At 53.6% G+C, this 25,187-nt stretch carries 29 protein-coding genes and 1 CRISPR repeat array (1 of these 30 only partly in view); of the genes, 8 read left to right on the top strand and 21 right to left on the bottom strand.

The annotated features are described in order from the left end of the window. Positions 1–48 precede the first annotated feature (48 nt). From ACUY4Q_RS05140 to ACUY4Q_RS05130, 3 genes are all read right to left on the bottom strand, one after another. A complete protein-coding gene (locus tag ACUY4Q_RS05140; protein ID WP_458046004.1) occupies positions 49–567 on the bottom strand; it encodes a hypothetical protein in 519 nt (172 codons plus the stop codon). A 51-nt stretch (positions 568–618) separates the two neighbouring features. After that, positions 619–885 carry a site-specific integrase gene (locus tag ACUY4Q_RS05135; RefSeq protein ID WP_458047264.1) on the bottom strand — a complete coding sequence of 89 codons (267 nt, stop codon included), beginning with the start codon at positions 883–885 and terminating at the stop codon, positions 619–621. A 206-nt stretch (positions 886–1,091) separates the two neighbouring features. Next, complete coding sequence (locus tag ACUY4Q_RS05130) at positions 1,092–1,439, bottom strand: hypothetical protein (RefSeq protein ID WP_458046003.1); 348 nt, start codon at positions 1,437–1,439, stop codon at positions 1,092–1,094. Positions 1,440–1,832: 393 nt separating this feature from the next. Between ACUY4Q_RS05130 and mutS the strand changes: the two genes are divergently transcribed. Beyond that, positions 1,833–4,394, top strand: a complete 2,562-nt coding sequence (gene mutS, locus ACUY4Q_RS05125; protein ID WP_458046002.1) for a DNA mismatch repair protein MutS — start codon at positions 1,833–1,835, stop codon at positions 4,392–4,394. Between the two features lie 135 nt (positions 4,395–4,529). After that, positions 4,530–4,958: an OsmC family protein gene (locus ACUY4Q_RS05120; RefSeq protein WP_458046001.1), complete on the top strand. Its 429-nt coding sequence runs from the start codon at positions 4,530–4,532 to the stop codon at positions 4,956–4,958. A 60-nt stretch (positions 4,959–5,018) separates the two neighbouring features. Here the strand turns inward: ACUY4Q_RS05120 and ACUY4Q_RS05115 are convergent, their stop codons facing one another. Beyond that, positions 5,019–5,423, bottom strand: coding sequence for a MarR family winged helix-turn-helix transcriptional regulator (locus ACUY4Q_RS05115; RefSeq protein WP_458046000.1), 405 nt, complete (start codon positions 5,421–5,423; stop codon positions 5,019–5,021). A gap of 169 nt (positions 5,424–5,592) precedes the next feature. On the opposite strand from ACUY4Q_RS05115, the gene ACUY4Q_RS05110 reads away from it, so the two are divergent. The 4 genes from ACUY4Q_RS05110 (at position 5,593) to ACUY4Q_RS05095 (ending at position 9,031) form a co-directional block, all read left to right on the top strand. After that, entirely contained in the window at positions 5,593–6,195 is a 603-nt protein-coding gene (locus tag ACUY4Q_RS05110; protein ID WP_458045999.1) for a non-oxidative hydroxyarylic acid decarboxylases subunit B, read from the top strand. Beyond that, positions 6,185–7,612 (top strand): non-oxidative hydroxyarylic acid decarboxylases subunit C, encoded by a 1,428-nt coding sequence (locus ACUY4Q_RS05105; RefSeq protein ID WP_458045998.1) that lies wholly within the window; start codon positions 6,185–6,187, stop codon positions 7,610–7,612. Before ACUY4Q_RS05110 ends, ACUY4Q_RS05105 begins: the two co-directional genes overlap by 11 nt. 10 nt (positions 7,613–7,622) lie before the next feature. After that, entirely contained in the window at positions 7,623–7,859 is a 237-nt protein-coding gene (locus ACUY4Q_RS05100; protein WP_458045997.1) for a non-oxidative hydroxyarylic acid decarboxylases subunit D, read from the top strand. Positions 7,860–8,257: 398 nt separating this feature from the next. Further along, positions 8,258–9,031: a nucleotidyltransferase domain-containing protein gene (locus ACUY4Q_RS05095; RefSeq protein WP_458045996.1), complete on the top strand. Its 774-nt coding sequence runs from the start codon at positions 8,258–8,260 to the stop codon at positions 9,029–9,031. A gap of 33 nt (positions 9,032–9,064) precedes the next feature. On the opposite strand, the gene ACUY4Q_RS05090 is transcribed toward ACUY4Q_RS05095, so the two are convergent. From ACUY4Q_RS05090 to nlpD, 5 genes are all read right to left on the bottom strand, one after another. Beyond that, positions 9,065–9,310, bottom strand: coding sequence for a hypothetical protein (locus ACUY4Q_RS05090; protein ID WP_458045995.1), 246 nt, complete (start codon positions 9,308–9,310; stop codon positions 9,065–9,067). Between the two features lie 37 nt (positions 9,311–9,347). Beyond that, positions 9,348–9,764 (bottom strand): PIN domain-containing protein, encoded by a 417-nt coding sequence (locus ACUY4Q_RS05085; RefSeq protein ID WP_458045994.1) that lies wholly within the window; start codon positions 9,762–9,764, stop codon positions 9,348–9,350. Next, positions 9,761–9,991 (bottom strand): type II toxin-antitoxin system VapB family antitoxin, encoded by a 231-nt coding sequence (gene vapB, locus ACUY4Q_RS05080; protein ID WP_458045993.1) that lies wholly within the window; start codon positions 9,989–9,991, stop codon positions 9,761–9,763. Before vapB ends, ACUY4Q_RS05085 begins: the two co-directional genes overlap by 4 nt. A 410-nt stretch (positions 9,992–10,401) precedes the next feature. Then, a complete protein-coding gene (gene rpoS / locus ACUY4Q_RS05075) occupies positions 10,402–11,394 on the bottom strand; it encodes an RNA polymerase sigma factor RpoS (protein WP_437432584.1) in 993 nt (330 codons plus the stop codon). 122 nt (positions 11,395–11,516) lie between these two features. Beyond that, positions 11,517–12,590, bottom strand: a complete 1,074-nt coding sequence (gene nlpD, locus ACUY4Q_RS05070; protein WP_458047263.1) for a murein hydrolase activator NlpD — start codon at positions 12,588–12,590, stop codon at positions 11,517–11,519. Here nlpD and ACUY4Q_RS05065 point away from each other — a divergent pair. Then, on the top strand, positions 12,523–12,663 hold the full coding sequence (locus ACUY4Q_RS05065; RefSeq protein WP_458045992.1) for a peptidase: 141 nt from the start codon (positions 12,523–12,525) through the stop codon (positions 12,661–12,663). The two genes, nlpD and ACUY4Q_RS05065, sit on opposite strands and share 68 nt — an antisense overlap. Positions 12,664–12,754: 91 nt before the next feature. On the opposite strand, the gene ACUY4Q_RS05060 is transcribed toward ACUY4Q_RS05065, so the two are convergent. From ACUY4Q_RS05060 to cysG, 11 genes are all read right to left on the bottom strand, one after another. Beyond that, on the bottom strand, positions 12,755–13,381 hold the full coding sequence (locus ACUY4Q_RS05060) for a protein-L-isoaspartate(D-aspartate) O-methyltransferase (protein WP_458045991.1): 627 nt from the start codon (positions 13,379–13,381) through the stop codon (positions 12,755–12,757). After that, positions 13,375–14,136 carry a 5'/3'-nucleotidase SurE gene (surE, locus tag ACUY4Q_RS05055; protein ID WP_458045990.1) on the bottom strand — a complete coding sequence of 254 codons (762 nt, stop codon included), beginning with the start codon at positions 14,134–14,136 and terminating at the stop codon, positions 13,375–13,377. Before surE ends, ACUY4Q_RS05060 begins: the two co-directional genes overlap by 7 nt. Next, positions 14,117–15,166 (bottom strand): tRNA pseudouridine(13) synthase TruD, encoded by a 1,050-nt coding sequence (gene truD / locus ACUY4Q_RS05050; RefSeq protein WP_458045989.1) that lies wholly within the window; start codon positions 15,164–15,166, stop codon positions 14,117–14,119. The genes surE and truD overlap by 20 nt, the downstream gene beginning before the upstream one ends. Further along, positions 15,163–15,642 carry a 2-C-methyl-D-erythritol 2,4-cyclodiphosphate synthase gene (gene ispF / locus ACUY4Q_RS05045; protein WP_458045988.1) on the bottom strand — a complete coding sequence of 160 codons (480 nt, stop codon included), beginning with the start codon at positions 15,640–15,642 and terminating at the stop codon, positions 15,163–15,165. The genes truD and ispF overlap by 4 nt, the downstream gene beginning before the upstream one ends. Beyond that, a complete protein-coding gene (gene ispD / locus ACUY4Q_RS05040) occupies positions 15,642–16,352 on the bottom strand; it encodes a 2-C-methyl-D-erythritol 4-phosphate cytidylyltransferase (protein WP_458045987.1) in 711 nt (236 codons plus the stop codon). Before ispD ends, ispF begins: the two co-directional genes overlap by 1 nt. 19 nt (positions 16,353–16,371) lie before the next feature. Continuing rightward, positions 16,372–16,701, bottom strand: a complete 330-nt coding sequence (gene ftsB / locus ACUY4Q_RS05035; RefSeq protein WP_458045986.1) for a cell division protein FtsB — start codon at positions 16,699–16,701, stop codon at positions 16,372–16,374. Positions 16,702–16,877: 176 nt separating this feature from the next. Continuing rightward, entirely contained in the window at positions 16,878–17,201 is a 324-nt protein-coding gene (locus ACUY4Q_RS05030) for a DUF3561 family protein (protein ID WP_458045985.1), read from the bottom strand. A 71-nt stretch (positions 17,202–17,272) separates the two neighbouring features. Then, on the bottom strand, positions 17,273–17,878 hold the full coding sequence (gene cysC, locus ACUY4Q_RS05025; RefSeq protein WP_458045984.1) for an adenylyl-sulfate kinase: 606 nt from the start codon (positions 17,876–17,878) through the stop codon (positions 17,273–17,275). Then, complete coding sequence (gene cysN / locus ACUY4Q_RS05020; RefSeq protein WP_458045983.1) at positions 17,878–19,305, bottom strand: sulfate adenylyltransferase subunit CysN; 1,428 nt, start codon at positions 19,303–19,305, stop codon at positions 17,878–17,880. The genes cysC and cysN overlap by 1 nt, the downstream gene beginning before the upstream one ends. 9 nt (positions 19,306–19,314) lie before the next feature. Continuing rightward, positions 19,315–20,223, bottom strand: coding sequence for a sulfate adenylyltransferase subunit CysD (gene cysD / locus ACUY4Q_RS05015; protein ID WP_458045982.1), 909 nt, complete (start codon positions 20,221–20,223; stop codon positions 19,315–19,317). Positions 20,224–20,232: 9 nt separating this feature from the next. Continuing rightward, positions 20,233–21,639 carry a siroheme synthase CysG gene (gene cysG, locus ACUY4Q_RS05010; RefSeq protein ID WP_458047262.1) on the bottom strand — a complete coding sequence of 469 codons (1,407 nt, stop codon included), beginning with the start codon at positions 21,637–21,639 and terminating at the stop codon, positions 20,233–20,235. Positions 21,640–21,884: 245 nt separating this feature from the next. Here cysG and ACUY4Q_RS05005 point away from each other — a divergent pair, with 245 nt between their 5' ends. Then, a complete protein-coding gene (locus ACUY4Q_RS05005) occupies positions 21,885–22,928 on the top strand; it encodes an aminopeptidase (protein WP_458045981.1) in 1,044 nt (347 codons plus the stop codon). Positions 22,929–22,971: 43 nt separating this feature from the next. On the opposite strand, the gene ACUY4Q_RS05000 is transcribed toward ACUY4Q_RS05005, so the two are convergent. Beyond that, positions 22,972–23,247, bottom strand: coding sequence for a DUF5339 domain-containing protein (locus tag ACUY4Q_RS05000; RefSeq protein WP_458045980.1), 276 nt, complete (start codon positions 23,245–23,247; stop codon positions 22,972–22,974). Positions 23,248–23,439: 192 nt separating this feature from the next. After that, positions 23,440–25,187: direct repeats of the CRISPR family, unit length 29 nt; unit sequence CGGTTTATCCCCGCTGGCGCGGGGAACAC; it runs 112 nt beyond the window's last position.

Genomic DNA, 25,187 nt, shown 5'->3' with positions numbered 1-25,187 from the left:
AACGTTATTTTATTTAATATTCAAAAGGTAACTTCATTGCGTTTTCTCTTAATCCTCTGGAATCATTCTTAATGCTGCATCAAGTTCATCATTTAACATGCTGCCTACAACCGAACTTTGTGAGGCAAAGTATTTTACTCCCGGGCCAAGAGCACCAACACGCTTTAAAATACGTTGCTGCGCTGCATAAGCTGGCTTTATTCTACTATCAACATCTTCCCACCATTTGAGACCATACTTTCTAATTATCTTCCCCTTTATTCTTTTAAAATACTCCTTACTATCTTCACCCTTATAAGAGACTAATACACTAGCCCAGATCATTTTCTTGTGAATAGATAATGGCCTATACTCCCGCTCAATTAAATCAATTCGAACATTAGGATGTAAAAGCAAACTACCATCAAGTATTTTACGTTTTATCCACAAACGTCTGGCACACTCATAGATGCTTTTCTTGACTTCTTTTTCAAGATGTCTGGTATAAGTTGCCCAAGTTTCTAGATCATCAACTAATGATAATTTCTCAATTAGAGTTTGCTGTTCGGTATTGAAATCGCTAAGCATGAATAATCCCTTCTATTGCAGCATCATAAATTAATAATACATCTGTATTTGTTATTTTATCAGGCCATCCAAATAATCTGCCCACACCTGCAACCACTTCCGGCACTCAGCATCATACTTATACAAATTATAAATCCCTTCAACGCCGCCACGTGTATGCCCCAATACGGCCTCTGCTACCTCATTTGGACACTGCAAACGAGATAACCCCGTTCGTACTGTACGACGCAGATCGTGTGGCGTCCAATGAGGTATATCAAGCATTTGGCCGCTTTCACGTAAACGCCATGAGTTTTCAGTTAGATACTTCTGCTGGATTGGCTTCTTTGTGGCTTGCGAAGGGAATAGATATTTGTCAGAGGTAAGCCGTAGGACTTTGAGAAAGTCGATTGCCTAATCAGATAACTGGACGTAACGCTCAACACCCGTTTTAGTCTCACGCAGGTGTATTGTTCCCTAATCGAGGTCAACATCCTTCCACGCCATGTTACAGACCTCACCGGTACGGCAACCTGTTCAGAGATTCAGACGAAGCATGTTTTAATTGTCGGTAAAAAAGCGGATCCCGGCAGCCACTGAAGAAATTTTTTCAGCTCAGCTTCACTCAAGACACGCGTGCCGCGATTGTTGGTAAGCTTGATACGGGTATGGCGGAGACTGGATTTTGCTAATAGCGCGGGGTTAGCAAAACTGGCATCGAATCGGCCTAAACCAATAACGAACTCGTAGGCCAATGACAGCTCTCGTAGAACATTACCTGCCTGGACTTGTGCTCCTCTGGCAACAATCCCATTGATAAGAGTAATCACGTCATTGCGCGTGATTTGACTCGTATTACGGTCTTCAAAGAGCTCTTTCAGGTATAGCTCCACCAAACCCTGAATAGTGAGTTCAGGTACTTTGGCTTGTTCAGCTTCGATTGCGCGTATGTGATTTCTTGTTTGAGTTCAGTCGCTGGGCATCTTCCATCCTACCGGAGGAGCTTTAATTCATTGAGTTTAAGACGTACAGCAGCAAGAGAAGTCTGCGGAAAGTTTCCAATGTTAACCTGGGCAAGTTTGCCCATTAAAGGGCAGGTGCCGCCATAGAAGAAGGGTTTAACGCCAGTCGCCCTGTCAGCGACGCGACAGCCGCTGTTTTCCTCCCCCAAAGAGTCCGTTATCATGCACCCTGCGCATTCATAAGAACCAATGAGACGTGAACTCAATGACAACAACAAATATCACTGACTCATTAAAATTCAAGCAAATGGACATCATAAGCTGATGAGTACACTAGAGAATTTTGACGCCCACACCCCAATGATGCAGCAGTATCTGAAACTGAAAGCTCAGCATCCTGAGATTCTGCTCTTTTACCGGATGGGCGATTTTTACGAACTGTTTTATGACGATGCCAAACGCGCATCCCAGTTGATGGACATCTCGCTGACCAAACGCGGCGCCTCAGCGGGGGAACCGATTCCGATGGCGGGGATTCCGCATCATGCGGTTGAAAACTATCTCGCCAAACTGGTGAACCTCGGTGAATCGGTCGCCATTTGCGAACAGGTAGGAGACCCAGCCACCAGCAAAGGGCCGGTGGAGCGGAAGGTGGTGCGCATCGTCACGCCAGGCACCATCAGCGATGAAGCGTTGCTGCAGGAGCGTCAGGACAACCTGCTGGCTGCCATCTGGCAGGACAGCAAAGGTTTTGGTTATGCCACTCTCGATATCAGTTCTGGCCGGTTTCGCGTCAGCGAACCGGCGGATCGTGAAACCATGGCGGCAGAGTTGCAGCGTACCAACCCGGCAGAACTGCTCTATGCCGAAGATTTTGCCGAAACGGCGCTGATTGAAGGCCGCCGGGGCCTGCGTCGTCGCCCGCTATGGGAATTTGAAATTGATACCGCGCGCCAGCAGTTAAACTTACAGTTTGGCACCCGCGACCTGGTCGGTTTTGGCGTCGAGAACGCGCCACGTGGCCTGTGTGCGGCAGGCTGCCTGCTGCAATATGTAAAAGACACCCAGCGCACCTCCCTGCCTCATATTCGCTCGATTACCATGGAGCGCCAGCAGGACAGCATCATTATGGATGCGGCGACCCGTCGCAATCTGGAGATAACGCAAAACCTCGCGGGCGGCATTGAGAACACCCTTGCGTCAGTGCTCGACTGTACCGTCACCCCAATGGGCAGCAGGATGTTAAAACGCTGGCTGCACATGCCGGTGCGTGACAGTAAAACGCTGCTTGAGCGTCAGCAGACCATTGGCGCGCTGCAAGAGCGTACCAGCGAACTGCAACCGGTATTACGCCAGGTCGGCGATCTGGAGCGTATTCTGGCGCGCCTGGCTTTGCGCACCGCTCGCCCACGCGACCTTGCGCGTATGCGTTATGCCTTCCAGCAGTTGCCGGAACTGCGCGCGCAATTGTCTGATGTCGACAGCGCGCCGGTACAACAGCTGCGTGAAAAAATGGGGGAGTTCACTGAACTGCGCGAACTCCTTGAGCGCGCGATCATTGAAGCGCCGCCGGTGCTGGTCCGTGACGGCGGCGTCATTGCGCCGGGTTATAACGCCGAGCTGGATGAATGGCGCGCACTGGCAGAAGGAGCGACAGATTACCTCGACAGGCTGGAAATTCGTGAACGTGAAAAGCTGGGGCTGGATACGCTGAAAGTCGGCTACAACGGCGTGCACGGTTATTTCATTCAGATCAGCCGTGGGCAGAGCCATCTTGCGCCTATCCACTACGTTCGTCGTCAGACGCTGAAAAATGCTGAACGCTATATCATTCCCGAATTAAAAGAGTACGAAGACAAAGTTCTGACCTCAAAAGGCAAAGCGCTGGCGCTGGAAAAACAGCTCTATGACGAACTGTTCGACCTGCTACTGCCGCACCTTGAAGCGCTGCAACAGAGCGCTACCGCCCTTGCCGAGCTGGATGTGCTGGTGAATTTAGCCGAACGTGCGGAGACACTGAACTACTGCTGCCCGACCTTTAGCGACAAGCCCGGCATTCGCATCATTGAGGGGCGTCACCCGGTGGTGGAACAGGTGCTGAAAGAGCCCTTTATTGCCAACCCCCTTAGCCTGTCGCCCCAGCGTCGAATGTTAATCATTACCGGCCCGAACATGGGCGGTAAAAGTACCTATATGCGCCAGACCGCGCTAATTGCTTTGCTGGCGTATATCGGCAGCTACGTGCCAGCGCAGAAAGTGGAAATCGGGCCGATAGACCGAATTTTCACCCGCGTTGGCGCGGCGGACGATCTTGCTTCAGGCCGCTCAACCTTCATGGTAGAGATGACGGAAACCGCCAACATTCTGCATAATGCCACCGAACACAGCATGGTGCTGATGGATGAGATTGGACGCGGCACCTCAACCTACGACGGTCTGTCGCTGGCGTGGGCCTGTGCGGAAAATCTGGCGAATAAAATCAAAGCCCTGACCCTGTTCGCCACTCACTATTTCGAGCTGACGCAGTTGCCGGAAAAAATGGAAGGGGTCGCCAACGTGCATCTTGATGCCCTTGAGCATGGTGACACCATCGCCTTTATGCACAGCGTGCAGGATGGTGCGGCCAGTAAAAGCTACGGTCTTGCTGTTGCCGCGCTGGCAGGGGTGCCAAAAGAGGTGATCAAACGTGCCCGCGGTAAACTTCGCGAGCTGGAGAGCCTCTCACCGAGTGCAGGTGCGACGCAGATTGATGGCACCCAAATGTCGTTACTGAATGCGCCGGAAGAGACCAACCCTGCGGTCGAGGCGCTGGAAAACCTTGACCCGGACTCCCTGACGCCGCGCCAGGCGCTGGAGTGGATTTACCGCCTGAAAAATCTGCTGTAATCAATCGGGCCCGCTACGAATGGCGGGCCTGCCTTTCCCGAATAAATTTCCCTAATGCCAGGCAAGGCTGTTCTCGGCTTCTATACTTTTTATTTCTCTCGATTTATTTCTCTCAATAATGAAAGGAACGATGCGATGGCAATTCAAAAGAAAGGACAGGCTCACTGGGCAGGCGACCTTAAACGTGGCAAAGGGACCGTTTCAACTGAGAGCGGCGCGCTGAAAGAACTGCCTTACGGCTTTAACACCCGTTTCGAAGGCACTCCGGGGACCAACCCGGAAGAGTTGATTGGCGCAGCGCATGCGGCCTGCTTCTCAATGGCGCTCTCAATGATCCTGGGTGAAGTCGGTTACACCGCAGAGAGCATTGATACCACGGCAACCGTGACCCTCGACCAGGTGGACGGCGGCTTTGCGATCACCAAAATCGCGCTGAAAAGCGCCGTCAAAGTGCCGGGTGCGGATGCCGCCAAATTTGACGAAGCCATTCAGAAAGCCAAAGCGGGATGCCCAGTGTCTAAAGTTCTGAACGCGGACATTTCGCTGGAATATACCCTTAACTGATCGCCGTGTTGCCGACAAACCGCCCACTGCGGGCGGTTTGTTTTTTCCTCTACACGTGTTTCAACGCATCATCTTGCGGATGAGAATTGTAAACTGCTCTCGCTCCGCTTCACTAAGTCGACCGAGGAATTTCTCATCCACGCCGGTGCCAAGGGGCACACTGGTACTCAACGCCGCTTCCCCTTGTGCGGTTAAAAACAAAAAACGCCGTCGTTTGTCTGCCGGATCCTGCTCGCGCCTCACCAGCCCACGAGCTTCCATTCGACTGAGCATTTCCGCCAGTGTCGCTTTGGTACTGACGGCCACTTCCGTCAAGGCAACCTGCTCAATGCCGGGGTTTTCAGCAATAGCACGCATCACCGCATATTGCGGCTTGGTCAGCTCAGGTAACGCATGCTGCCAGCGCGCCGTGTGCTGCTGAAACAGCTGGCGTAACAGGTGGAAGGCTTCGTTTCTTAACTCCATGAGTGCTCCGTAACAAAATCTCACCTCTATGATAGCGATTAACGCGTGGCTTTTTAATCGCTCAGTTTTTGACAAAAAGTGCGACCGTGCACGAACAATATTGTCAGTCAGCGCGATCGGGCGTAACTTTTCCACAAACGTTCGTATACGAACAGTATTGAGGTAGTGAATGAAATTGATAATCGGCATGACGGGCGCAACAGGTGCACCGCTGGGGGTCGCACTGCTACAGGCCTTGCGCGACATGCCGGAAGTGGAAACGCATCTGGTGATGTCAAAGTGGGCGAAAACCACCGTCGAACTGGAAACCCCTTTCACCGCCAGAGAGGTGGCTGCATTGGCGGATGTTTGCCATAGCCCGGCGGATCAGGCCGCCACTATCTCATCCGGATCGTTTCGTACTGACGGCATGGTCATCATTCCCTGCAGCATGAAAACGCTAGCCGGTATCCGGGCAGGTTATGCAGAGGGGCTCATTGGCCGCGCCGCCGATGTGATCCTCAAAGAGGGCCGCAAGCTGGTGCTCGTCCCACGAGAAACCCCGCTCAGCACGATTCATCTGGAAAATATGTTGGCACTGTCGCGCCTGGGCGTAGCGATGGTTCCCCCGATGCCCGCCTGGTACAACCATCCGCAAACCGTGGATGACATCACCCAACACATCGTGACCCGCGTGCTGGACCAGTTTGGCCTTGAGCACCCTAAATCCCGTCGCTGGCATGGTCTGCAGGCGGCACAAAATTTTTCACAGGAGAAAGAAGATGGCTTTTGATGATTTGCGAAGCTTCCTGCAAGCGCTCGATGAACAGGGGCAATTGCTGAAAATCAGTGAAGAGGTCAATGCCGAGCCGGACCTGGCCGCCGCGGCTAACGCCACTGGACGAATCGGTGAAGGTGCGCCCGCCGTCTGGTTCGATAATATTCGCGGCTTTACGGATGCCCGGGTGGTGATGAACACCATCGGCTCCTGGCAAAATCATGCCATTTCGCTGGGACTGCCGCCGAATACGCCGGTAAAAAACCAGATTGATGAGTTTATCCGTCGCTGGGATAAATTCCCGGTGACACCCGAACGCCGTGCGAATCCCGGCTGGGCGGAAAACACCGTTGACGGTGATGCCATCAACTTATTCGATATTCTGCCCTTGTTCCGCCTGAATGAAGGTGACGGCGGCTTCTACCTGGATAAAGCCTGCGTGGTCTCCCGCGATCCCCTTGATCCCGACCATTTCGGTAAACAGAACGTCGGCATCTACCGTATGGAAGTGAAAGGCAAACGCAAGCTGGGTCTGCAACCGGTCCCGATGCACGATATTGCGTTGCACCTGCACAAAGCGGAAGAGCGCGGTGAAGATTTGCCGATTGCCATTACGCTGGGGAACGATCCGATTATCACCCTGATGGGGGCCACACCGCTTAAGTACGATCAATCCGAATATGAAATGGCCGGCGCGCTGCGCGAAAGTCCCTATCCTATCGCCACCGCACCGCTCACCGGCTTTGATGTGCCCTGGGGTTCAGAAGTCATTCTGGAAGGGGTCATTGAAGGCCGAAAACGTGAAATCGAAGGGCCTTTTGGTGAATTTACCGGCCACTACTCCGGTGGTCGTAACATGACGGTGGTGCGTATTGATAAAGTCTCTTACCGCACCAAACCGATTTTCGAGTCTCTCTACCTCGGTATGCCGTGGACAGAAATTGACTACCTGATGGGTCCGGCCACCTGCGTGCCGCTCTACCAGCAACTGAAAGCAGAGTTCCCGGAAGTACAGGCGGTGAACGCCATGTATACCCACGGCCTGCTGGCGATCATCTCCACCAAAAAACGCTACGGCGGCTTTGCCCGTGCGGTCGGCCTGCGCGCCATGACCACGCCTCACGGCCTGGGCTACGTGAAAATGGTGATTATGGTTGATGAGGATGTCGATCCCTTTAACCTGCCACAGGTGATGTGGGCGTTGTCATCAAAAGTAAACCCGGCTGGCGATCTGGTGCAGTTACCGAACATGTCGGTACTGGAACTCGATCCGGGCTCAAGCCCTGCCGGGATCACCGACAAGCTGATTATTGATGCCACGACGCCGGTCGCGCCAGATAAACGCGGCCACTACAGCCAGCCGGTACAGGATCTCCCTGAAACAAAAGCCTGGGCAGAAAAATTGACCGCGATGCTTGCCGCACGTAAATAAGGAGGGAAAGATGATTTGTCCACGTTGTGCTGATGAGCACATTGAAGTAATGGCGACGTCGCCGGTGAAAGATGTCTGGATCGTGTACCAATGCCAGCACTGTTTATACACCTGGCGTAATACCGAGCCGCTGCGCCGCACCAGCCGCGAACATTATCCCGAAGCGTTTCGGATGACGCAGAAAGATATTGATGATGCCCCGCAGGTGCCTTCCATTCCCCCCTTACTGGCGGAACATCAGAGCTAACGCTGAGCGAAAAAAGCAAAAAAAAGCCGGTCAGATGACCGGTATTTTGATGTTTGTTCTGCCCCTATTTAGTTGCACTCTCAAACTGGCGAGCTCTATGCCCGGTAGAATATTACCTGAGGATTTACCCGCTGCAAATTTTCCCTCATGATTTTCATCGGGGAAGCCCATGAATAAACAGATAATATGGGTGAGCAGCTTGCACTGGGTTCTATATTATCGATGGAGATACTAAAGTTCGCGTCAGTTCTTCCGATTTGAACAGCATTTGAAATGACGGAGTTTAGGTCAGCAGTGATCAAGAAGCCGACTTTAAAGATATAATTAATGAGTCATGAGGATCTCAAATTTCAGTAGCATGTTAGCGTGGTGAATGACGTAATCAAAAGGGATGTAATATGGCTCTCGATCACAACGGCTTCATTGCCCTGCCAAAAAATCATAAATTGCAGTCCGAGTTCTCAAATGCTGTCGCACACGTCGTAGCAAAGCTAAAGCAATCCTTTCCTGAACTTATACATAGCCTTTATGTATATGGGAGCGTAGCTGAAGGCCGGGCAAAGGCGGGGAAGTCCGATCTCGATATGACAATCATATTCAATGATGAACCCGATCAGGTGACTGCAGCTCACCTGACTGCAGTCCAGTGTGAACTTGAAAAGAATAGCCCAGTGGTCAGTAAAATCGATTTTGATTGTGGTTTCTTTCAACAAGTACTGCATCCAGACAATCAACTAAGCTGGGGATATTGGCTCAAGCATCACTGTGTTTGCGTCTACGGAAAGGACCTCAGCAAGCGATTTCATGCATTTAAACCTTCAAAAGCCATCGCGGTAGCAGTGAATGGTGATTTCCTGTCGGTACTGGAAAATCTCATCGTTCAAATGCAGTCATCTACTGACGAAAATAAAAAGCGGCAGCTACAGCGTGCTGTTGCAAGAAAGGTAATCCGAGCCACCAATATTCTTCGCAGTGAACACGACAAAGACTGGCCGGAAACACTCGAAGAGTATCGTTTTAAATTCAATTCCCGATATCCAGCTTTAGCAGAAGAGATGGATTACTTACTGATAATCAGTAATGAGCCCCAAGGAAACATCGCTGATTTCAAAAGACGAGTTATGGCTTTCGCCCGAGGGCTTAATGTATCTTTTAATAATGAACACGGCTGAATCTACCTTGCCTGACCGTCAGCTTTGCTTCTGCTATATATCCTCAGCATGGTAAGCAAACAAAACATCGGGCATGAGGCCAGTTTCCTCTATGGTTGTCAGCACTGACTGAGTAGATACTTCAGCAATAACCTTCATCGCCTCATCACGGATTTCAGCATATGCAGGTTTGTCTCGGGGCACAAATGGCTCAAGGAGATGAGCAATCGCTTTACCGTTAATAGAGAGGCTGAATGTGCCAGCGGCATGATCTACATTCCAGATATCCGCTTCTGACACATAACGGAACCGCCGGCCTTTAACAATCTTTCTGCCGTCAGTTAGCCCAGTCTTCAAAGACCAGGCCAGGCACACGCATAAACTCCCGCACGTTGTTCGTCACCAGCACGGCACCTGCGGCGATAGCATGCCCTGCAATCGCCGTGTCGTTAGGACCGATTGGCGTACCGGCCGCAGTCAGAGCGGCCTTAATCTCCGTTGTTGCATCCACTGCGGCGCGGTCCCAGGAGAGGATGGCATCAAGACGGGCGCAGAAAGCTTCAACAAGCAGGCTGTGCCGGGGGGAGGCCTTCTTTCCGATAGCACCGAAACGCATCTCAGCATAGGTAATGATTGAAACCACGATGCGGTGATTGCGCAGCACGGCCTGTTCCAGCCGTTTTATGACAGCATCCGGCTGCTCACGCATGATGAACGAGCAAATGTTAGTGTCCAGCATATAGGTCTTATTCACAGGTCAAACCGCCCTTCGTCACTGACAACATCCTTACGCTCGGCCAGAAAGTCCGAATCAGCCTTTTCCAGTTGCCTGAACGATCCCCATGTTGGGCGAACGGGACGAAGGATAATAGTGTCACCTTCACGGACGATCTCCAGTTCGCTCACCCCCTCAAAATCCAGATCGCGAGGCAGACGAATGGCGCGGTTGTTGCCGTTTTTGAATATCGATACGGTTCTCATACTCTTTCTCCTGAGGGGCTGGTTTTTAAGCATACCTCAAGTATATGCAGATGCCGAGCATATGCATAGGTGTGACGTTCTTGAAGTGATGATAGCTGCGCATGCCAGCATGCCAGCATGCCATGCGTTCTTATTAACTCTATTCACTTGGGTAACTCTGTAAGAGTTTTGTAGAACCGCACTTCGGTGAGATGGTTTAGGTTTAAAGGTTCTTCACGAGAAAAGCCAGAGTGCAAGGTGACGATGAATAAGTGAAACGCCTGGAGGAAGAAGCAGCAGTATGGATAATTGGGCGGTGAAATGGTTTGTTTAGCGTTAACAGGAAAAAAAAGAGCCCATGTAAGCCATGGACTCTCTCTTAGATGCTTCGATTATTCTGTCCGACTTTTACGGTCAGTATAATTCAGGACTTACTCGCGGAACAGAGCTTCAATATTCAGCCCCTGTGCCTGCAGAATTTCACGCAAGCGACGCAGACCTTCAACCTGAATCTGACGAACGCGTTCGCGGGTCAGACCGATTTCACGACCAACATCCTCAAGCGTAGCGGCTTCGTAACCCAGCAGACCAAAACGACGAGCCAACACTTCACGCTGCTTAGCATTCAGCTCAAACAGCCATTTGACGATACTTTGCTTCATGTCATCGTCTTGCGTTGTGTCTTCTGGACCGTTGTCTTTTTCATCCGCCAGGATGTCCAACAGCGCTTTTTCGGAATCGCCGCCCAACGGGGTATCAACAGAGGTGATACGTTCGTTGAGACGTAACATACGACTCACGTCATCGACCGGTTTATCAAGCTGCTCGGCAATCTCTTCCGCACTTGGCTCATGGTCCAGTTTATGGGACAACTCGCGCGCAGTACGCAGATAGACGTTCAACTCTTTAACAATATGAATCGGCAGACGAATGGTACGGGTTTGATTCATAATCGCCCGTTCAATCGTTTGACGAATCCACCAGGTCGCATAGGTTGAGAAACGGAACCCACGTTCTGGGTCAAATTTCTCAACGGCGCGGATGAGACCCAAATTCCCCTCTTCGATAAGATCCAGCAGCGCAAGGCCACGGTTGCTGTATCGACGGGCAATTTTCACCACCAGACGCAAGTTACTTTCAATCATGCGACGGCGAGAGGCCACGTCGCCGCGTAATGCGCGACGTGCAAAATAAACTTCTTCTTCGGCTGTCAGTAATGGGGAGTAACCAATTTCCCCAAGATAGAGTTGAGTTGCATCCAGCACACGCTGGGTTGCCCCCTGAGATAACAACTCCTCTTCGGCCACGTCGTTATCACTGGGTTCCTCTTCTACTAAGGCTTTCTCGTCGAAAACCTCTGCTCCGTTTTCATCAAATTCCGCATCTTCATTTAAATCATGAACTTTCAGCGTATTCTGAGTCATAAGGTGGCTCCTACCCGTGATCCCTGGACAAAGCACCTGAAGCGACTTCATTTTGTCTGTTGCAGCGGCATCTGCGCGCACTGCAACGACGAAAGGAGGAAGACTTCAACCACTTTGCCGAATTATCGCTGCGGTAAATAGCGCAGCGGGTTTACGGATTTCCCCTTGTAACGAATTTCAAAATGCAAGCGTGTAGAACTGGTTCCGGAGCTACCCATGGTAGCTATTTTCTGCCCCGCCTTGATTTCTTGTTGTTCCCGGACCAGCATCGTATCGTTATGGGCGTAGGCACTCAGGTAATCATCGTTATGTTTGATGATAATAAGATTACCGTAACCTCGCAGAGCATTACCGGCATATACAACACGACCATCTGCGGTCGCGACGATAGCCTGTCCTTTGCTACCTGCGATATCAACACCTTTGTTACCACCCTCGGTGGCAGAGAAGTTGTCGATGACTTTGCCGTCAGTTGGCCAGCGCCACGTTGAAATCGGCGCGCTGGTTGAAGTACTGCTGGCAGTCGGTTCGGCTGTGCTTGCAGAAGGTACCGTAACAGGCGCTGTGACTACAGTCGCAGGCTTATTGTTAGGCAACATTTTGTTAGCACTTTGTTCACCTGAGTCTTCAGAATACGTAATTGTCGGTTTGGACGCAACAGCCACGGTTGAATTTTGTGCAGGTTTTGTGATGATTCCTTGAGCAGAAGCATCAGCCTGAGTGATGGCATTTCCGCCCGTTATCGGCGTACCCGACGCGTTACCCACCTGCAATGTTTGCCCGACATTCAGGCCATACGGGGCCGCAACGTTATTTCGCTGCGCCAGGTCCCTGAAATCGTTCCCGGTGATCCACGCAATATAAAACAGCGTATCACCGCGTTTTACGGTGTACGTACTGCCGCCGGTATAACTGCCTTTCGGAATATTCCCGTACTGACGGTTATAAACTATACGACCATTTGCTGTCTCAACAGGCTGTTGGACGACGGGCTGAGCATTCGTTGACTGATTCATTGGCTGAATAGCAGGTTGCTGCACAGGCTGGATCTGCGGCTGCGATGGGCTACCCATCTTTGGCGGCGGTGTGATTAACATTCCGGAATTGGTGCTGGAACTGGTTTCGCCATTGACGGAACTCACCGGAGCAGGTGCGTTGTTAGAGCTTGTGCAGCCAGCTAGCCAGAGTGAAACCAGTGACAGTGCTGCCACACGACGTACGGTGAATTTAGGGCTTCCCGCGCTCATTTATCCCCCAGGAATGTATTAGTTACCAATGACTTAAACACCGCTAAACGGCGCCAGCAAATTTGCACACCATACGCTGATAGAGAATGAATAACCCAGGAAAAATCTGTTTCTCAGGCCAGCTCACCCTTAACGAGGGGCACAAATCGCACGGCTTCCACGGTATCGATGATAAATTCGTCTCCCCGTCGACGAACACGCTTAAGTTGCTGATGTTCATCGCCCACGGGTAAAACGAGAATGCCGCCTTCATCCAGTTGCGACATAAGCGCCGTGGGTATTTCCAGCGGCGCTGCCGTCACAATAATAGCGTCAAACGGGGCGCGTGCCTGCCAACCCTGCCAGCCATCACCATGACGTGTTGAAACATTGTGTAAATCAAGTTGTTTGAGACGACGTCGCGCCTGCCATTGCAGGCCCTTAATGCGCTCAACGGTACAAACGTGGTGTACCAGATGCGCCAGAATGGCCGTCTGGTAACCTGAACCCGTCCCGATTTCCAGTACGCGGGATTGTGGCGTCAGCTCCAGTAACGCCGTCATTCTGGCGACCATATAGGGCTGTGAAATGGTTTGCCCCTGCCCTATCGGCAGAGCCACGTTTTCCCAGGCCTGGAGTTCAAACGCCTCATCAATAAACTTTTCACGCGGTACCTGCGCGATGGCTTCCAGAACATGCTCATCCGCAATGCCCAGCGCCCGTAATTGATTGAGAAGCGTTTGTACGCGTTTACTCACCATTGCGTGCTGACTCCGGCGCGCTCCAGCCAGCCTGAAAGCACGTCATGTGCGCTGTAGGCGGTAAGATCGACCTGCAACGGGGTAACCGAGACATAGCCTTCATCAATGGCAGCAAAATCAGTATCCGGCCCGGCATCGCATTTTTCGCCCGGCGGCCCAATCCAGTAAAGCGTGTTACCCCTCGGGTCCTGCTGCGGAATGACCTGATCCGCAGGATGACGACTGCCACAGCGCGTTACACGAATGCCTTTGATTTCGCTGAGGGGCAAGTCCGGGACATTGATGTTCAAAATACGCCCGGTACGCAGCGGTTCGCGCGACAACCCACGTAAAATCGAGCAGGTTACCGCTGCCGCAGTATCGTAGTGCTTATGGCCGTTTAACGAGACAGCCAGAGCAGGAAAGCCCAGGTGACGCCCTTCCATAGCGGCCGCGACCGTACCTGAATAGATGACATCATCGCCCAGATTAGGCCCGGCATTAATGCCAGACACCACCACATCCGGACGCGGGCGCATGAGCGCGTTGACGCCCAGAAACACGCAGTCGGTCGGCGTGCCCATCTGCACAGCGATATCGCCATTGTCGAAAGCAAAAGTACGAAGGGAAGATTCGAGCGTCAGTGAGTTAGACGCACCGCTACGGTTACGATCGGGAGCGACGACCTGGACGTCAGCAAATTCCCGCAGGGCTTTTGCCAGCGTCTGAATGCCCGGTGCATGGATACCGTCATCATTACTCAGCAATATTCGCATAGTCACCCGATGTATTGATAATTTCCCTTACCACACTGGTTGCAAAGCTTCCCGCAGGCAGCCAGAAACGTAACTCAACGGTCACGTCATCCCACCAGCTCCAGCTCATCTGTTGCGGGAAAAGGCGCATGGCGCGGCGAGCCGCCTCCACTTTTTCACGAACCAGTAATTGTTGTAATTGCGGTGCATCCGCCACGGCGGTTTGTTCGAAGGCCAGGGCCGCGCGCTGGGTTCCCCATTCGCCGCTTCCCGGCATCGCAGCCGTTATCATTAATGCTTTTTCGTCAACACGCGTCTGGAGTTCAGCCAGCTCTTCAGCCGTGGCGACAAACCAGCTTCCGCGCCCCGCTAATTGTAGCGCATCGCCGTCAACAACTTGATTAAAGTCTGGTTTTTTCAAACGCTCGTGCACGATCTGATTAAACAACGCGCTACGGGCCGCCGACAACCAAAAACTGCGCTTATTGCGATCCCGCACCGGCGCATCACTCTGCGCCCAACGCAGCGCGCCGAGTAAGTTACTGCCGCCAAGACCAAAGCGTTGCGCACCGAAGTAGTTCGGCACGCCCTGCTCGCTAATGGCCTGTAAACGCGCCTCGACGTCATTGCGGTCGGTAATGCCGCGCAGCACCAGGGTAAAATGATTGCCTCTCAACGCGCCTAAGCGCAGCTTACGCTTATGACGTGCGTACTCCAGCACTTTGCAGCCTTCAAGCTGAAAGCCGCTGAAATCTGGCATCCCATTCCCCGGCACACGGGCACATAGCCACTGTTCGGTGACCGCATGCTTGTCTTTTTGCCCGGCAAAGCTCACTTCGCGGGCGTGTATTTTAAGGAATTTTGCCAGCGCATCGGCAACAAAACGGGTATTGCAGCCATTTTTCAGAATCCGTACCAGGATATGTTCGCCTTCGCCGTCAGGCTCGAAGCCTAAATCTTCGATCACCACAAAATCTTCCGGGTTAGCTTTGAGCACCCCGCTGCTAGCAGGTTGTCCATGCAGCCAGGTCAGTTGGTCAAAATCGGTCATTTCGCCGCCTTCAGTAAAAGCGCAACCGCTTCACAGGCAATGCCCTCGCCGCGCCCGGTAAAACCGAGCTTTTCGGTGGTCGTGGCTTTCACATTGACATCATCCATATGACAACCGAGGTCTTCTGCAATAAATACGCGCATCTGCGGAATGTGCGGCAGCATTTTTGGCGCCTGAGCGATGATGGTGACGTCGACATTGCCAAGCTGGTAGCCCCTGGCCTGGATACGGCGCCAGGCTTCACGCAACAATTCACGGCTGTCTGCGCCTTTGAACGCGGGGTCCGTGTCCGGGAAGAGTTTACCAATGTCGCCGAGCGCTGCGGCCCCCAGTAAGGCATCGGTCAATGCATGCAGTGCAACGTCGCCATCTGAATGGGCCAGCAGCCCTTTTTCCCAGGGAATGCGCACGCCGCCAATGATGATGGGGCCTTCGCCGCCAAATGCGTGTACGTCAAAACCGTGTCCAATGCGCATTATGCTCTCTCCTGAGGTTCAGAATGGGTAAGGTAAAATTCGGCAAGCCGTAAATCTTCAGGTCGGGTGATTTTGATATTATCCGCCCGTCCGGCGACCAGTTCGGGGTGATATCCGCAATATTCTAATGCCGATGCTTCATCGGTAATGGTCGCCCCCTCATTAAGGGCACGTGTCAGGCAGTCATGCAGAAGTTGATGCGGGAAAAATTGCGGGGTCAGCGCGTGCCATAAATCGTTACGATCAACGGTATGCGCGATGGCGTTTTTGCCAGGCTCAGCACGCTTCATGGTGTCTCGCACCGGGGCGGCCAGAATACCGCCCACGCGGCTGGTCTCACTCAGCTGCAGCAACCGGTTCAGATCGTCAAGGTGAAGACAGGGGCGCGCGGCATCGTGCACTAACACCCATTGTGCACCCTGCGCGGCGTTAAGCCCGGCCAGAACGGAGTCGGCACGCTCAGCGCCACCGTCCACCACCGTTACGGCAGGATGATGCGCAAGAGAAAGCTGCGCAAAGCGCGCATCACCCGGCGTGACGGCAATAAAAACACGCGTAACACGTGGATGCGCTAACAGCGCCGCCACGGCATGTTCGAGGATCGTTTTATCGCCAATAGAAAGATATTGCTTGGGACATTCCGTTTGCATGCGGCGGCCAAATCCAGCGGCCGGCACCACGGCATAAACGTCCGGAATGATTGCTGCCATGTCATAAACCCGGGATTGTTTATCGATTATTTTGTGTGTTTTGTGTGTTCTGTACTGACCCCTGAGCACGCTTAGAGGCGTCCGGCACCAGACGATAAAATGTTTCGCCCGGTTTGGTCATGGTCAATTCATTACGCGCGCGTTCCTCGATCGCTTCCTGCCCGCCATTAAGGTCGTCAATTTCAGCAAAAAGTTGATCGTTTCGCGCTTTAAGTTTGGCGTTTGTTGCCTGCTGAACCGTAACGTCGTCATTAACACGGCCATAATCGTGAAGACCGTTTTTGCCGAACCACAGCGAATACTGCAGCCAGACCAGCAAAGCCAGCAACAGCAGCGTTAATTTACCCATCCTGCCCCCTGAAAAACGGCCTCATCATCCCATAACTTTTTCTCAGACTCCACACCGGGGCCGGGTGATACTGCCTCACCGCGTCAGAATGTAGCATATTTGCCCGTCTTACCGAAGGTTTGTCCTCTCCGGACATATTGTCTTAACCTGAGTTACGGTTTGAAGTATGGATGGGTTTAGCCCATCAGCCACATAAACAGCCCGCCAAACATCGTGACCACCATAAAAAGGGTCGAAACGGCGCTGTAAAGCAACTTTCCGTCAAGGAGCGAATGCAGGGCGATACCGACAACAACGGCGACAGGCATCAGTGCGAGGAAAAAAGGCCAGGTATACAAAAAGAAGAACAGCGTGTTAGAACCGTACAGGAGGAACGGGACAGACAGTGCCAGCAGCCATGCGACAAAGCCCACGATGGCCCCAGGGAAGGACCAGGTGGTTTCATCGCTGGTCGTTAAATTCTCCGACCGCGAAATGGTGATGTTCTGACTGTTGCGCATATCTGACCCCGTTGCCTTTGCGGCTGGCAAAACCTGGATACCCTCTGAACATGGGTATCCTCGGTACTGTCTTAGGATCTGATAATATCGTCCCGTCTCATCAGGTCTAATAATTGGCTCACCAAATTTGTTACTAATTGTTCACCCTCAAGGTGCACTTCCGGGGATTCAGGCGCTTCGTAAACCGCATCAATGCCGGTGAAGTTTCGCAATTCACCTGCCCGTGCTTTTTTGTAGAGGCCTTTTGGATCGCGCGCTTCACAAATGGCCAGCGGCGTATCCACAAAGACTTCAATAAAACGCCCCTCGCCCAAACGCTCACGCACCATCTGGCGCTCCGCACGGTGTGGCGAGATAAAGGCTGTCAGCACCACCTGGCCGGCATCCACCATCAGGCGGGCAACTTCACCCACCCGGCGAATATTCTCTTTACGGTCGGCGTCACTAAAGCCCAAATCATTGCACAGACCGTGACGCACGTTATCGCCATCAAGGAGATAGGTGCTGACGCCAAGCTTGTGCAACGCCTCTTCCAGGGCACCCGCTACCGTGGATTTACCGGAGCCCGATAGCCCGGTAAACCACAGCACCACCCCACGGTGACCGTGGAGTTTTTCGCGTTGCTCAGCCGTTACCGGATGGGCGTGCCAGACGACGTTTTCGTCATGCTGCGCCATTACTTGCCTCCGAGCAGATCGCGCGCACCCCAGTGCGGGAAGTGCTTACGGACAAGCTGATTCAGCTCCAGCTCAAAAGCGCTGAACTGCGACGGGACTGCGTTTTCCTGTTGATGCACTTCGCGCACCATGCCGGCACCCACGGTGACGTTGCTCAAACGATCGATAAAGATCAGGCCGCCGGTCACCGGATTCTCCTGATAGGGATCCAGCGTTAACGGTTCATCAAAGGTCAGATCCACAAGGCCGATACCGTTCAGCGGCAGGCTGTCGACGTCACGCTGGCTGAGGTTATTGATGTCCACCTGGTATTGAACCGCATCCACACGGGCGCGGGTCTTTTTACCGGCTATTTTGATGTCGTAGCTCTGGCCCGGCGTCAGCGGCTGTTCCGCCATCCATACCACGTCCAGCGATGCGCTTTGCACCGCCGGTACGCTCTCCTGGGCGTCAAGAATCAGGTCACCACGGCTGATGTCGATTTCATCTTTCAGCACCAGAGTGATGGCTTCACCGGCATGGGCTTCCTGTAGATCGCCGTCAAACGTCACAATACGCGCCACGGCGGATTCCACACCCGACGGCAGCACTTTCACCCGCTGACCCACGGTCACAACGCCGGAGGCGAGCGTACCGGAGAACCCACGGAAATCGAGGTTAGGACGGTTCACATACTGCACCGGGAAACGCATCGGCTGGGTTTCTACAACGCGCTGAATCTCAACCGTTTCCAGCACTTCCAGCAGCGTTGGGCCGCTGTACCACGGAATGTTGGCACTCTGGGACGCCACGTTATCGCCTTCCAGCGCAGACAGCGGTACAAAGCGAATGTCGAGATTCCCCGGCAGCTGTTCGGCGAACGTGAGGTAGTCCTGACGAATGGACTCAAAAGTCTCTTCGCTGAAACCGACGAGATCCATTTTGTTCACCGCAACAACCAGGTGTTTAATGCCCAGCAGCGTGGAGATAAAGCTATGACGACGAGTCTGGTCCAATACCCCTTTACGGGCGTCGATCAGCAGGATCGCCAGGTCACAGGTCGACGCACCGGTCGCCATGTTACGGGTGTACTGCTCGTGCCCTGGGGTGTCGGCAATAATGAATTTGCGCTTCTCGGTAGAGAAATAGCGGTATGCCACATCAATAGTGATGCCCTGCTCACGCTCAGCCTGCAGGCCATCCACCAGCAGCGCGAGATCGAGTTTTTCGCCCTGAGTCCCGTGGCGTTTGCTGTCGTTGTGCAGCGTGGACAGCTGATCTTCATAAATCTGACGGGTGTCGTGCAGCAAACGTCCAATCAGGGTGCTTTTGCCGTCATCGACGCTGCCGCAGGTCAGAAAACGCAGCAAGCTCTTATGCTGCTGTGCATGCAGGTACGCTTCGACGCCGCCTTCATCAGCAATTTGTTGTGCAATAGTGGTATTCATGGCGGCTCCTTAGAAGTATCCCTGACGTTTTTTCAGCTCCATAGAGCCTGCCTGGTCGCGGTCAATCATACGGCCCTGACGTTCACTGGTGGTGGACACCAGCATTTCTTCGATAATCTCCGGCAGGGTCTGCGCCTCTGATTCAACGGCTCCGGTCAGCGGCCAGCAGCCCAGCGTACGGAAACGCACCATGCGCTGTTCGATAACTTCACCCGGTTGCAGATCAATTCTGTCGTCATCGATCATCATTAACATGCCATCACGTTCCAGCACCGGGCGCTCAGCAGCAAGGTAGAGCGGCACAATCTCGATGTTTTCGAGGTAGATATACTGCCAGATATCCAGCTCGGTCCAGTTGGAGAGCGGGAACACACGGATGCTCTCCCCTTTGTTGATCTGGCCATTGTAGTTGTGCCACAGCTCCGGGCGCTGGTTTTTCGGGTCCCAGCGGTGGAAGCGATCGCGGAACGAATAGATACGCTCTTTGGCACGGGATTTCTCTTCATCACGGCGCGCGCCACCGAAAGCCGCGTCAAAACCGTACTTGTTCAGTGCCTGTTTCAGACCTTCGGTTTTCATGATGTCAGTATGCTTGGCGCTGCCATGGACAAACGGGCTAATTCCCATTGCCACCCCTTCCGGGTTTTTGTGTACAAGCAGCTCACAACCGTAGGCTTTTGCCGTACGGTCACGGAACTCATACATCTCACGGAATTTCCAGCCGGTATCCACATGCAGCAGCGGGAACGGCAACGTACCCGGATAAAACGCCTTACGCGCCAGGTGCAGCATCACGCTGGAGTCTTTGCCGATGGAATACATCATCACCGGATTGGAGAATTCGGCGGCCACCTCGCGGATAATATGGATGCTTTCAGCTTCCAGTTGTCGCAGGTGAGTGAGTCGTTTTTGATCCATAACCGTTCCTTAAGCCAGATTCACCACGGAGGCATCAAACGCTTCCGGGCCTGTCGTATGTTGAAACCAGGCGAGCTCATGATGCAGCTGTACCACCTCACCCACCACCAGCAGGGCGGGCATTGGCGCATCTTTCGCCAGTTCCTCAAGTTGTTGTAATGTGCCGGTTCTGACCTGTTGGTCAGCCCGAGTGCCGCGAGAAATCACCGCGACCGGTGTGTCTGCCTGCCGCCCATGCCCAATGAGTTGCTGAGCGATTTCCGCTGCTTTCATCGTCCCCATGTAGATAGCAAGGGTCTGGCGGCTTTGCGCCAGTTGAGACCAGTCAAACGGCGCGCTGTCCGCTTTGTAATGGCCGGTCACAAACGTGGCGCTCTGGGCGAAATCACGATGAGTAAGAGGGATACCCGCATAAGCGGTGGCACCGGACGCCGCCGTCACACCGGGCACGACCTGGAAGGGAATGCCTGCCGCTGCCGCGGCCTGAAGCTCTTCACCACCGCGCCCAAAGATAAACGGATCGCCACCTTTAAGACGCACCACGGTCTTGCCCGCCTGTGCGGCCTCAACCAGCATGCGGTTGGTATCATGCTGGGCGACCAGATGTGAACCTGCGCGTTTACCCACGCTAATCAGCTCCGCATCTCGGCGTACCAGTTCCAGCACACCTTCAGTGACCAGATGATCGTAAAACACGACATCGGCCTGCTGAATGACCTGCAAACCACGCAACGTCAGCAGACCCGCATCGCCCGGCCCGGCACCGACCAGAATGATTTCACCCGTGCTGCTGCCCGGTTTTTCTAATTCATCCGCCAGTACCTGTTCTGCCGCCTGCTCTTTGCCTGCCGCCATCAGGCTGGCGAAACGGCCACGAAAGGCCACTTCCCAAAAGCGGCGGCGCGCATCGGTGGTTTTGCGAAACGGTTTAATACGGCTACGCCAGCGCCCGGCGACCTCGGCCATCCGCCCTAAATTCGCAGGCAATAAGGCTTCAATTTTTTCGCGCAGCAGTCGGGCGAGTACTGGCGCATTTCCCCCGGACGAGATAGCCACCAACAGCGGCGAACGGTCGACAATGGACGGGAAGATAAACGAGCACAGCGGCTGGTCGTCGACCACATTTACCAGACGATGACGCGCATTTGCGGCGTCAAAAACCCGACGGTTGACTTCACCATCGTCCGTAGCCGCAATCACCAGAAATACGTTGTCGAGTTGCGGTTCGTCGAACGCCTGCGCCACCCATTCAATCTGTTGTTCATCCGCCAGTTGCTGCAATGAGGGCTCGAGGTGATGGGCCACCACGCGCACGCGCGCCCCTGCGCGACGTAAAAAAGCAATTTTGCGCGCAGCAACATCACCGCCACCGACAACCAATACAGGGCGGTCTTTGACGGCAGCAAATATAGGCAGGTAATCCACAGGGCGACAACTCACAAGCAAACAGGAATAGTGGGACTATAGGGGGAGCCTTTAGGCGAATGAAATTACGAATTGGAATGAGTAGTTCCGCAAAGGAATAACGCCGTGAAAATGCTCATATCAAAAAGTGCTTAAGCGACCTGATTTCACCACCTTAAGAAGAAATGAAATTGTGTAATCCGGGTCACAGTTTCATACTAGGCGCGGTAAAAATTTTGCATCATAAAGGACTCTCTATGTTTTCCGCATTGCGCCACCGTACCGCTGCCCTGGCGCTCGGCGTATGCTTTATCCTTCCTGCTCAGGCACGAGCCCCTCATCCCGGCGAATTTGCGAGTACTCAGGCGCGCCATATTGCGACTTATTTTCCAGGCCGGATGACCGGTACCCCGGCGGAGATGCTTTCTGCAGATTATCTGCGCCAGCAGTTCGCCCAGATGGGCTACCAGAGTGATATTCGCAAATTTAACGGTCGCTATAGCTGGACGGCACGAGATAATCAGAAGAACTGGCAGAACGTCACTGGCAGTACGGTGATCGCGGCACACGAAGGTAAGCATCCACAGCAGATCATCATCATGGCGCATCTGGATACCTATGCCCCTCGCAGTGAAGCTGATACGGACCATAATCTTGGTGGCCTGAGTTTACAGGGTATTGATGATAATGCTGTCGGGCTTGGCGTTATGCTGGAACTGGCTGAGCAGTTTAAGTCGGTGCCGACCGAGTACAGCATTCGCTTCATTGCTTCCAGTGGGGAAGAAGAAGGCAGCCTGGGGGCGGAGAACGTTCTCAAGCGCATGAGCGACCAGGAGAAGAAGCACACGCTACTGGTGATCAATCTCGATAATTTAGTGGTTGGCGATAATCTTTACTTCAACAGCGGTAAGAAAACGCCCGCTTCGGTACGTAAACTGACCCGTGACCGTGCGCTGGCTATCGCGCGTAATCTCGGCATTAAGGCCAGCACTAATCCCGGTAAGCATGAGGACTATCCGCAAGGTACCGGCTGCTGCAATGATGCCCAGGTTTTTGATGACGATGGCATTCCGGTGCTGTCTGTTGAAGCAACAAACTGGTCGCTGGGCAAAAAAGATGGTTATCAGCAGCGGGCGAAATCGAAAGCCTTCCCCGATGGAGTAAGCTGGCATGATATTAAGCTTGATAACATCCAGCATATCGACCAGGCCCTGCCGGGCCGCATCGATCGTCGTAGCCGCGACGTCGTGCGAATTATGCTGCCGCTGGTGAGAGAGCTGGCAAAGGCGGGAAAGAAATAAGCGCGCCACTGAAGTAAAGAAGGGAGCCGATGCTCCCTTTTTGTCACTTAATGCCAAGTGAGGCATTGAGTTGTTTCACTGCTGCCAGCCCCTGCTTGCAACCCGCATCCTGTTGTTCAGCAGGATAACTTTCAAGTTGTTTTTTGCTTTCCGCAAGCTGAGTTTTCAGCATATCAACCTGTGCTTTCGCTTCTTGATGTTTTGACGCTTCTTTGATGAAGCTGTCCATTTCAGTGAAGTATTGTTTACAGGTTTCGGTTTCCGCAAAAGAGGAGACCGAAAAACCCATCAGTAATGCCGCCAGCGCAATCTTTTTCATCGTTTATCCCTGATTGAAGTATTGAAGGTTCTGCCATCCAAAATGGCGCGGATACGATAGCAAAATCGGCCAGAGGGAAAGTGTCCGAAACCGGACAGGTGTGGGTGTGTGGGTGGGTAGATGGGGAGAGAGGAATGTTAGTGGTGGCAGGCGGGAATACTTCGCAAGCGAAGCGGGAACAACCCGCCACTACGGTTTATCCCCGCTGGCGCGGGGAACACTGCGTCACAAGATCGCATTTGCCGAAGTATGCCGGTTTATCCCCGCTGGCGCGGGGAACACTCCAAAGGACTGCCGACAGCTTGCCTCGTCGGCGGTTTATCCCCGCTGGCGCGGGGAACACGTCAACGCCGGTGATCCGGTACTCGCTATCTGCGGTTTATCCCCGCTGGCGCGGGGAACACGCGGGTAACATTGTCCTGAACATTTGCGGCCTCGGTTTATCCCCGCTGGCGCGGGGAACACTGTTGAAGCCCCAACTGCTGTAACAGTCAGGGCGGTTTATCCCCGCTGGCGCGGGGAACACGCGGTTATGCCGGATTGTGGACGCGATACGGTCGGTTTATCCCCGCTGGCGCGGGGAACACTCGACAGAGTGGGATCGTGAATGCATCATGGGCGGTTTATCCCCGCTGGCGCGGGGAACACGGCGCAGCGTCGCCGCATCGAGTGCGGCCTGACGGTTTATCCCCGCTGGCGCGGGGAACACGAGGTTCGCCGCCTGTCCGAGGACGGCAAAGGCGGTTTATCCCCGCTGGCGCGGGGAACACACATGCCAGGCAAGCGTGTATCTGTGCAACTGCGGTTTATCCCCGCTGGCGCGGGGAACACATCGCGATTTATCGTGCTGGCCTTCAAACCGGCGGTTTATCCCCGCTGGCGCGGGGAACACATCCCGGAACGGGTTAGCCCGGCACTCCTTCACGGTTTATCCCCGCTGGCGCGGGGAACACGGCTGGCCGGTCGCAAGTTGTTCCTGAAGAAGCGGTTTATCCCCGCTGGCGCGGGGAACACTCTTGCTCATGCGCCGCCAGGAGTGCACGGGCCGGTTTATCCCCGCTGGCGCGGGGAACACTCCTCTTCCCACGACTCCCAGGGAATGCATCTCGGTTTATCCCCGCTGGCGCGGGGAACACTACGAGGTGGAAGAGAAGAAAGAGACAGTATTCGGTTTATCCCCGCTGGCGCGGGGAACACAGCCCCCTTGACTAGCTGTGCAAATACCTCACCGGTTTATCCCCGCTGGCGCGGGGAACACGGAACTGGTCGATACCGTAATGATGTTGGATATGGTTTATCCCCGCTGGCGCGGGGAACACTGGTTCAAATCAGCCGCCTAGTGCGGCTTTTTCGGTTTATCCCCGCTGGCGCGGGGAACACTCTCAGCTTTACCCGTATTTCCACCGGGGGCGCGGTTTATCCCCGCTGGCGCGGGGAACACCTTTATAAGAAACCCAATGCATTTCAAAACCGCGGTTTATCCCCGCTGGCGCGGGGAACACTACAACCCCCAGCACATTTACGTCATCGAGAGCGGTTTATCCCCGCTGGCGCGGGGAACACAGTATGGCACCGGTGGCCACCAGCTCAGATGGCGGTTTATCCCCGCTGGCGCGGGGAACACTGATGGATAAGTGCCGATTGAAAAGGATTTCTCGGTTTATCCCCGCTGGCGCGGGGAACACTACAACGAAGCCAAATTAGAAAAGTCGATGTCCGGTTTATCCCCGCTGGCGCGGGGAACACACCAACCCAACACCGACATCCATTCCTAACGACGGTTTATCCCCGCTGGCGCGGGGAACACGATTTAAATAACAAAGACGCCATCGATCTTTACGGTTTATCCCCGCTGGCGCGGGGAACACGTAGATCCAGGATTCGAACCTGGGACCATCTCCGGTTTATCCCCGCTGGCGCGGGGATAAACCGCCGACAAA

The organism is Phytobacter cepae, assembly GCF_054165735.1.
The sequence above is the reverse complement of the archived record's forward strand: the minus strand, read 5'-3'. Positions and strand labels throughout refer to the sequence as shown.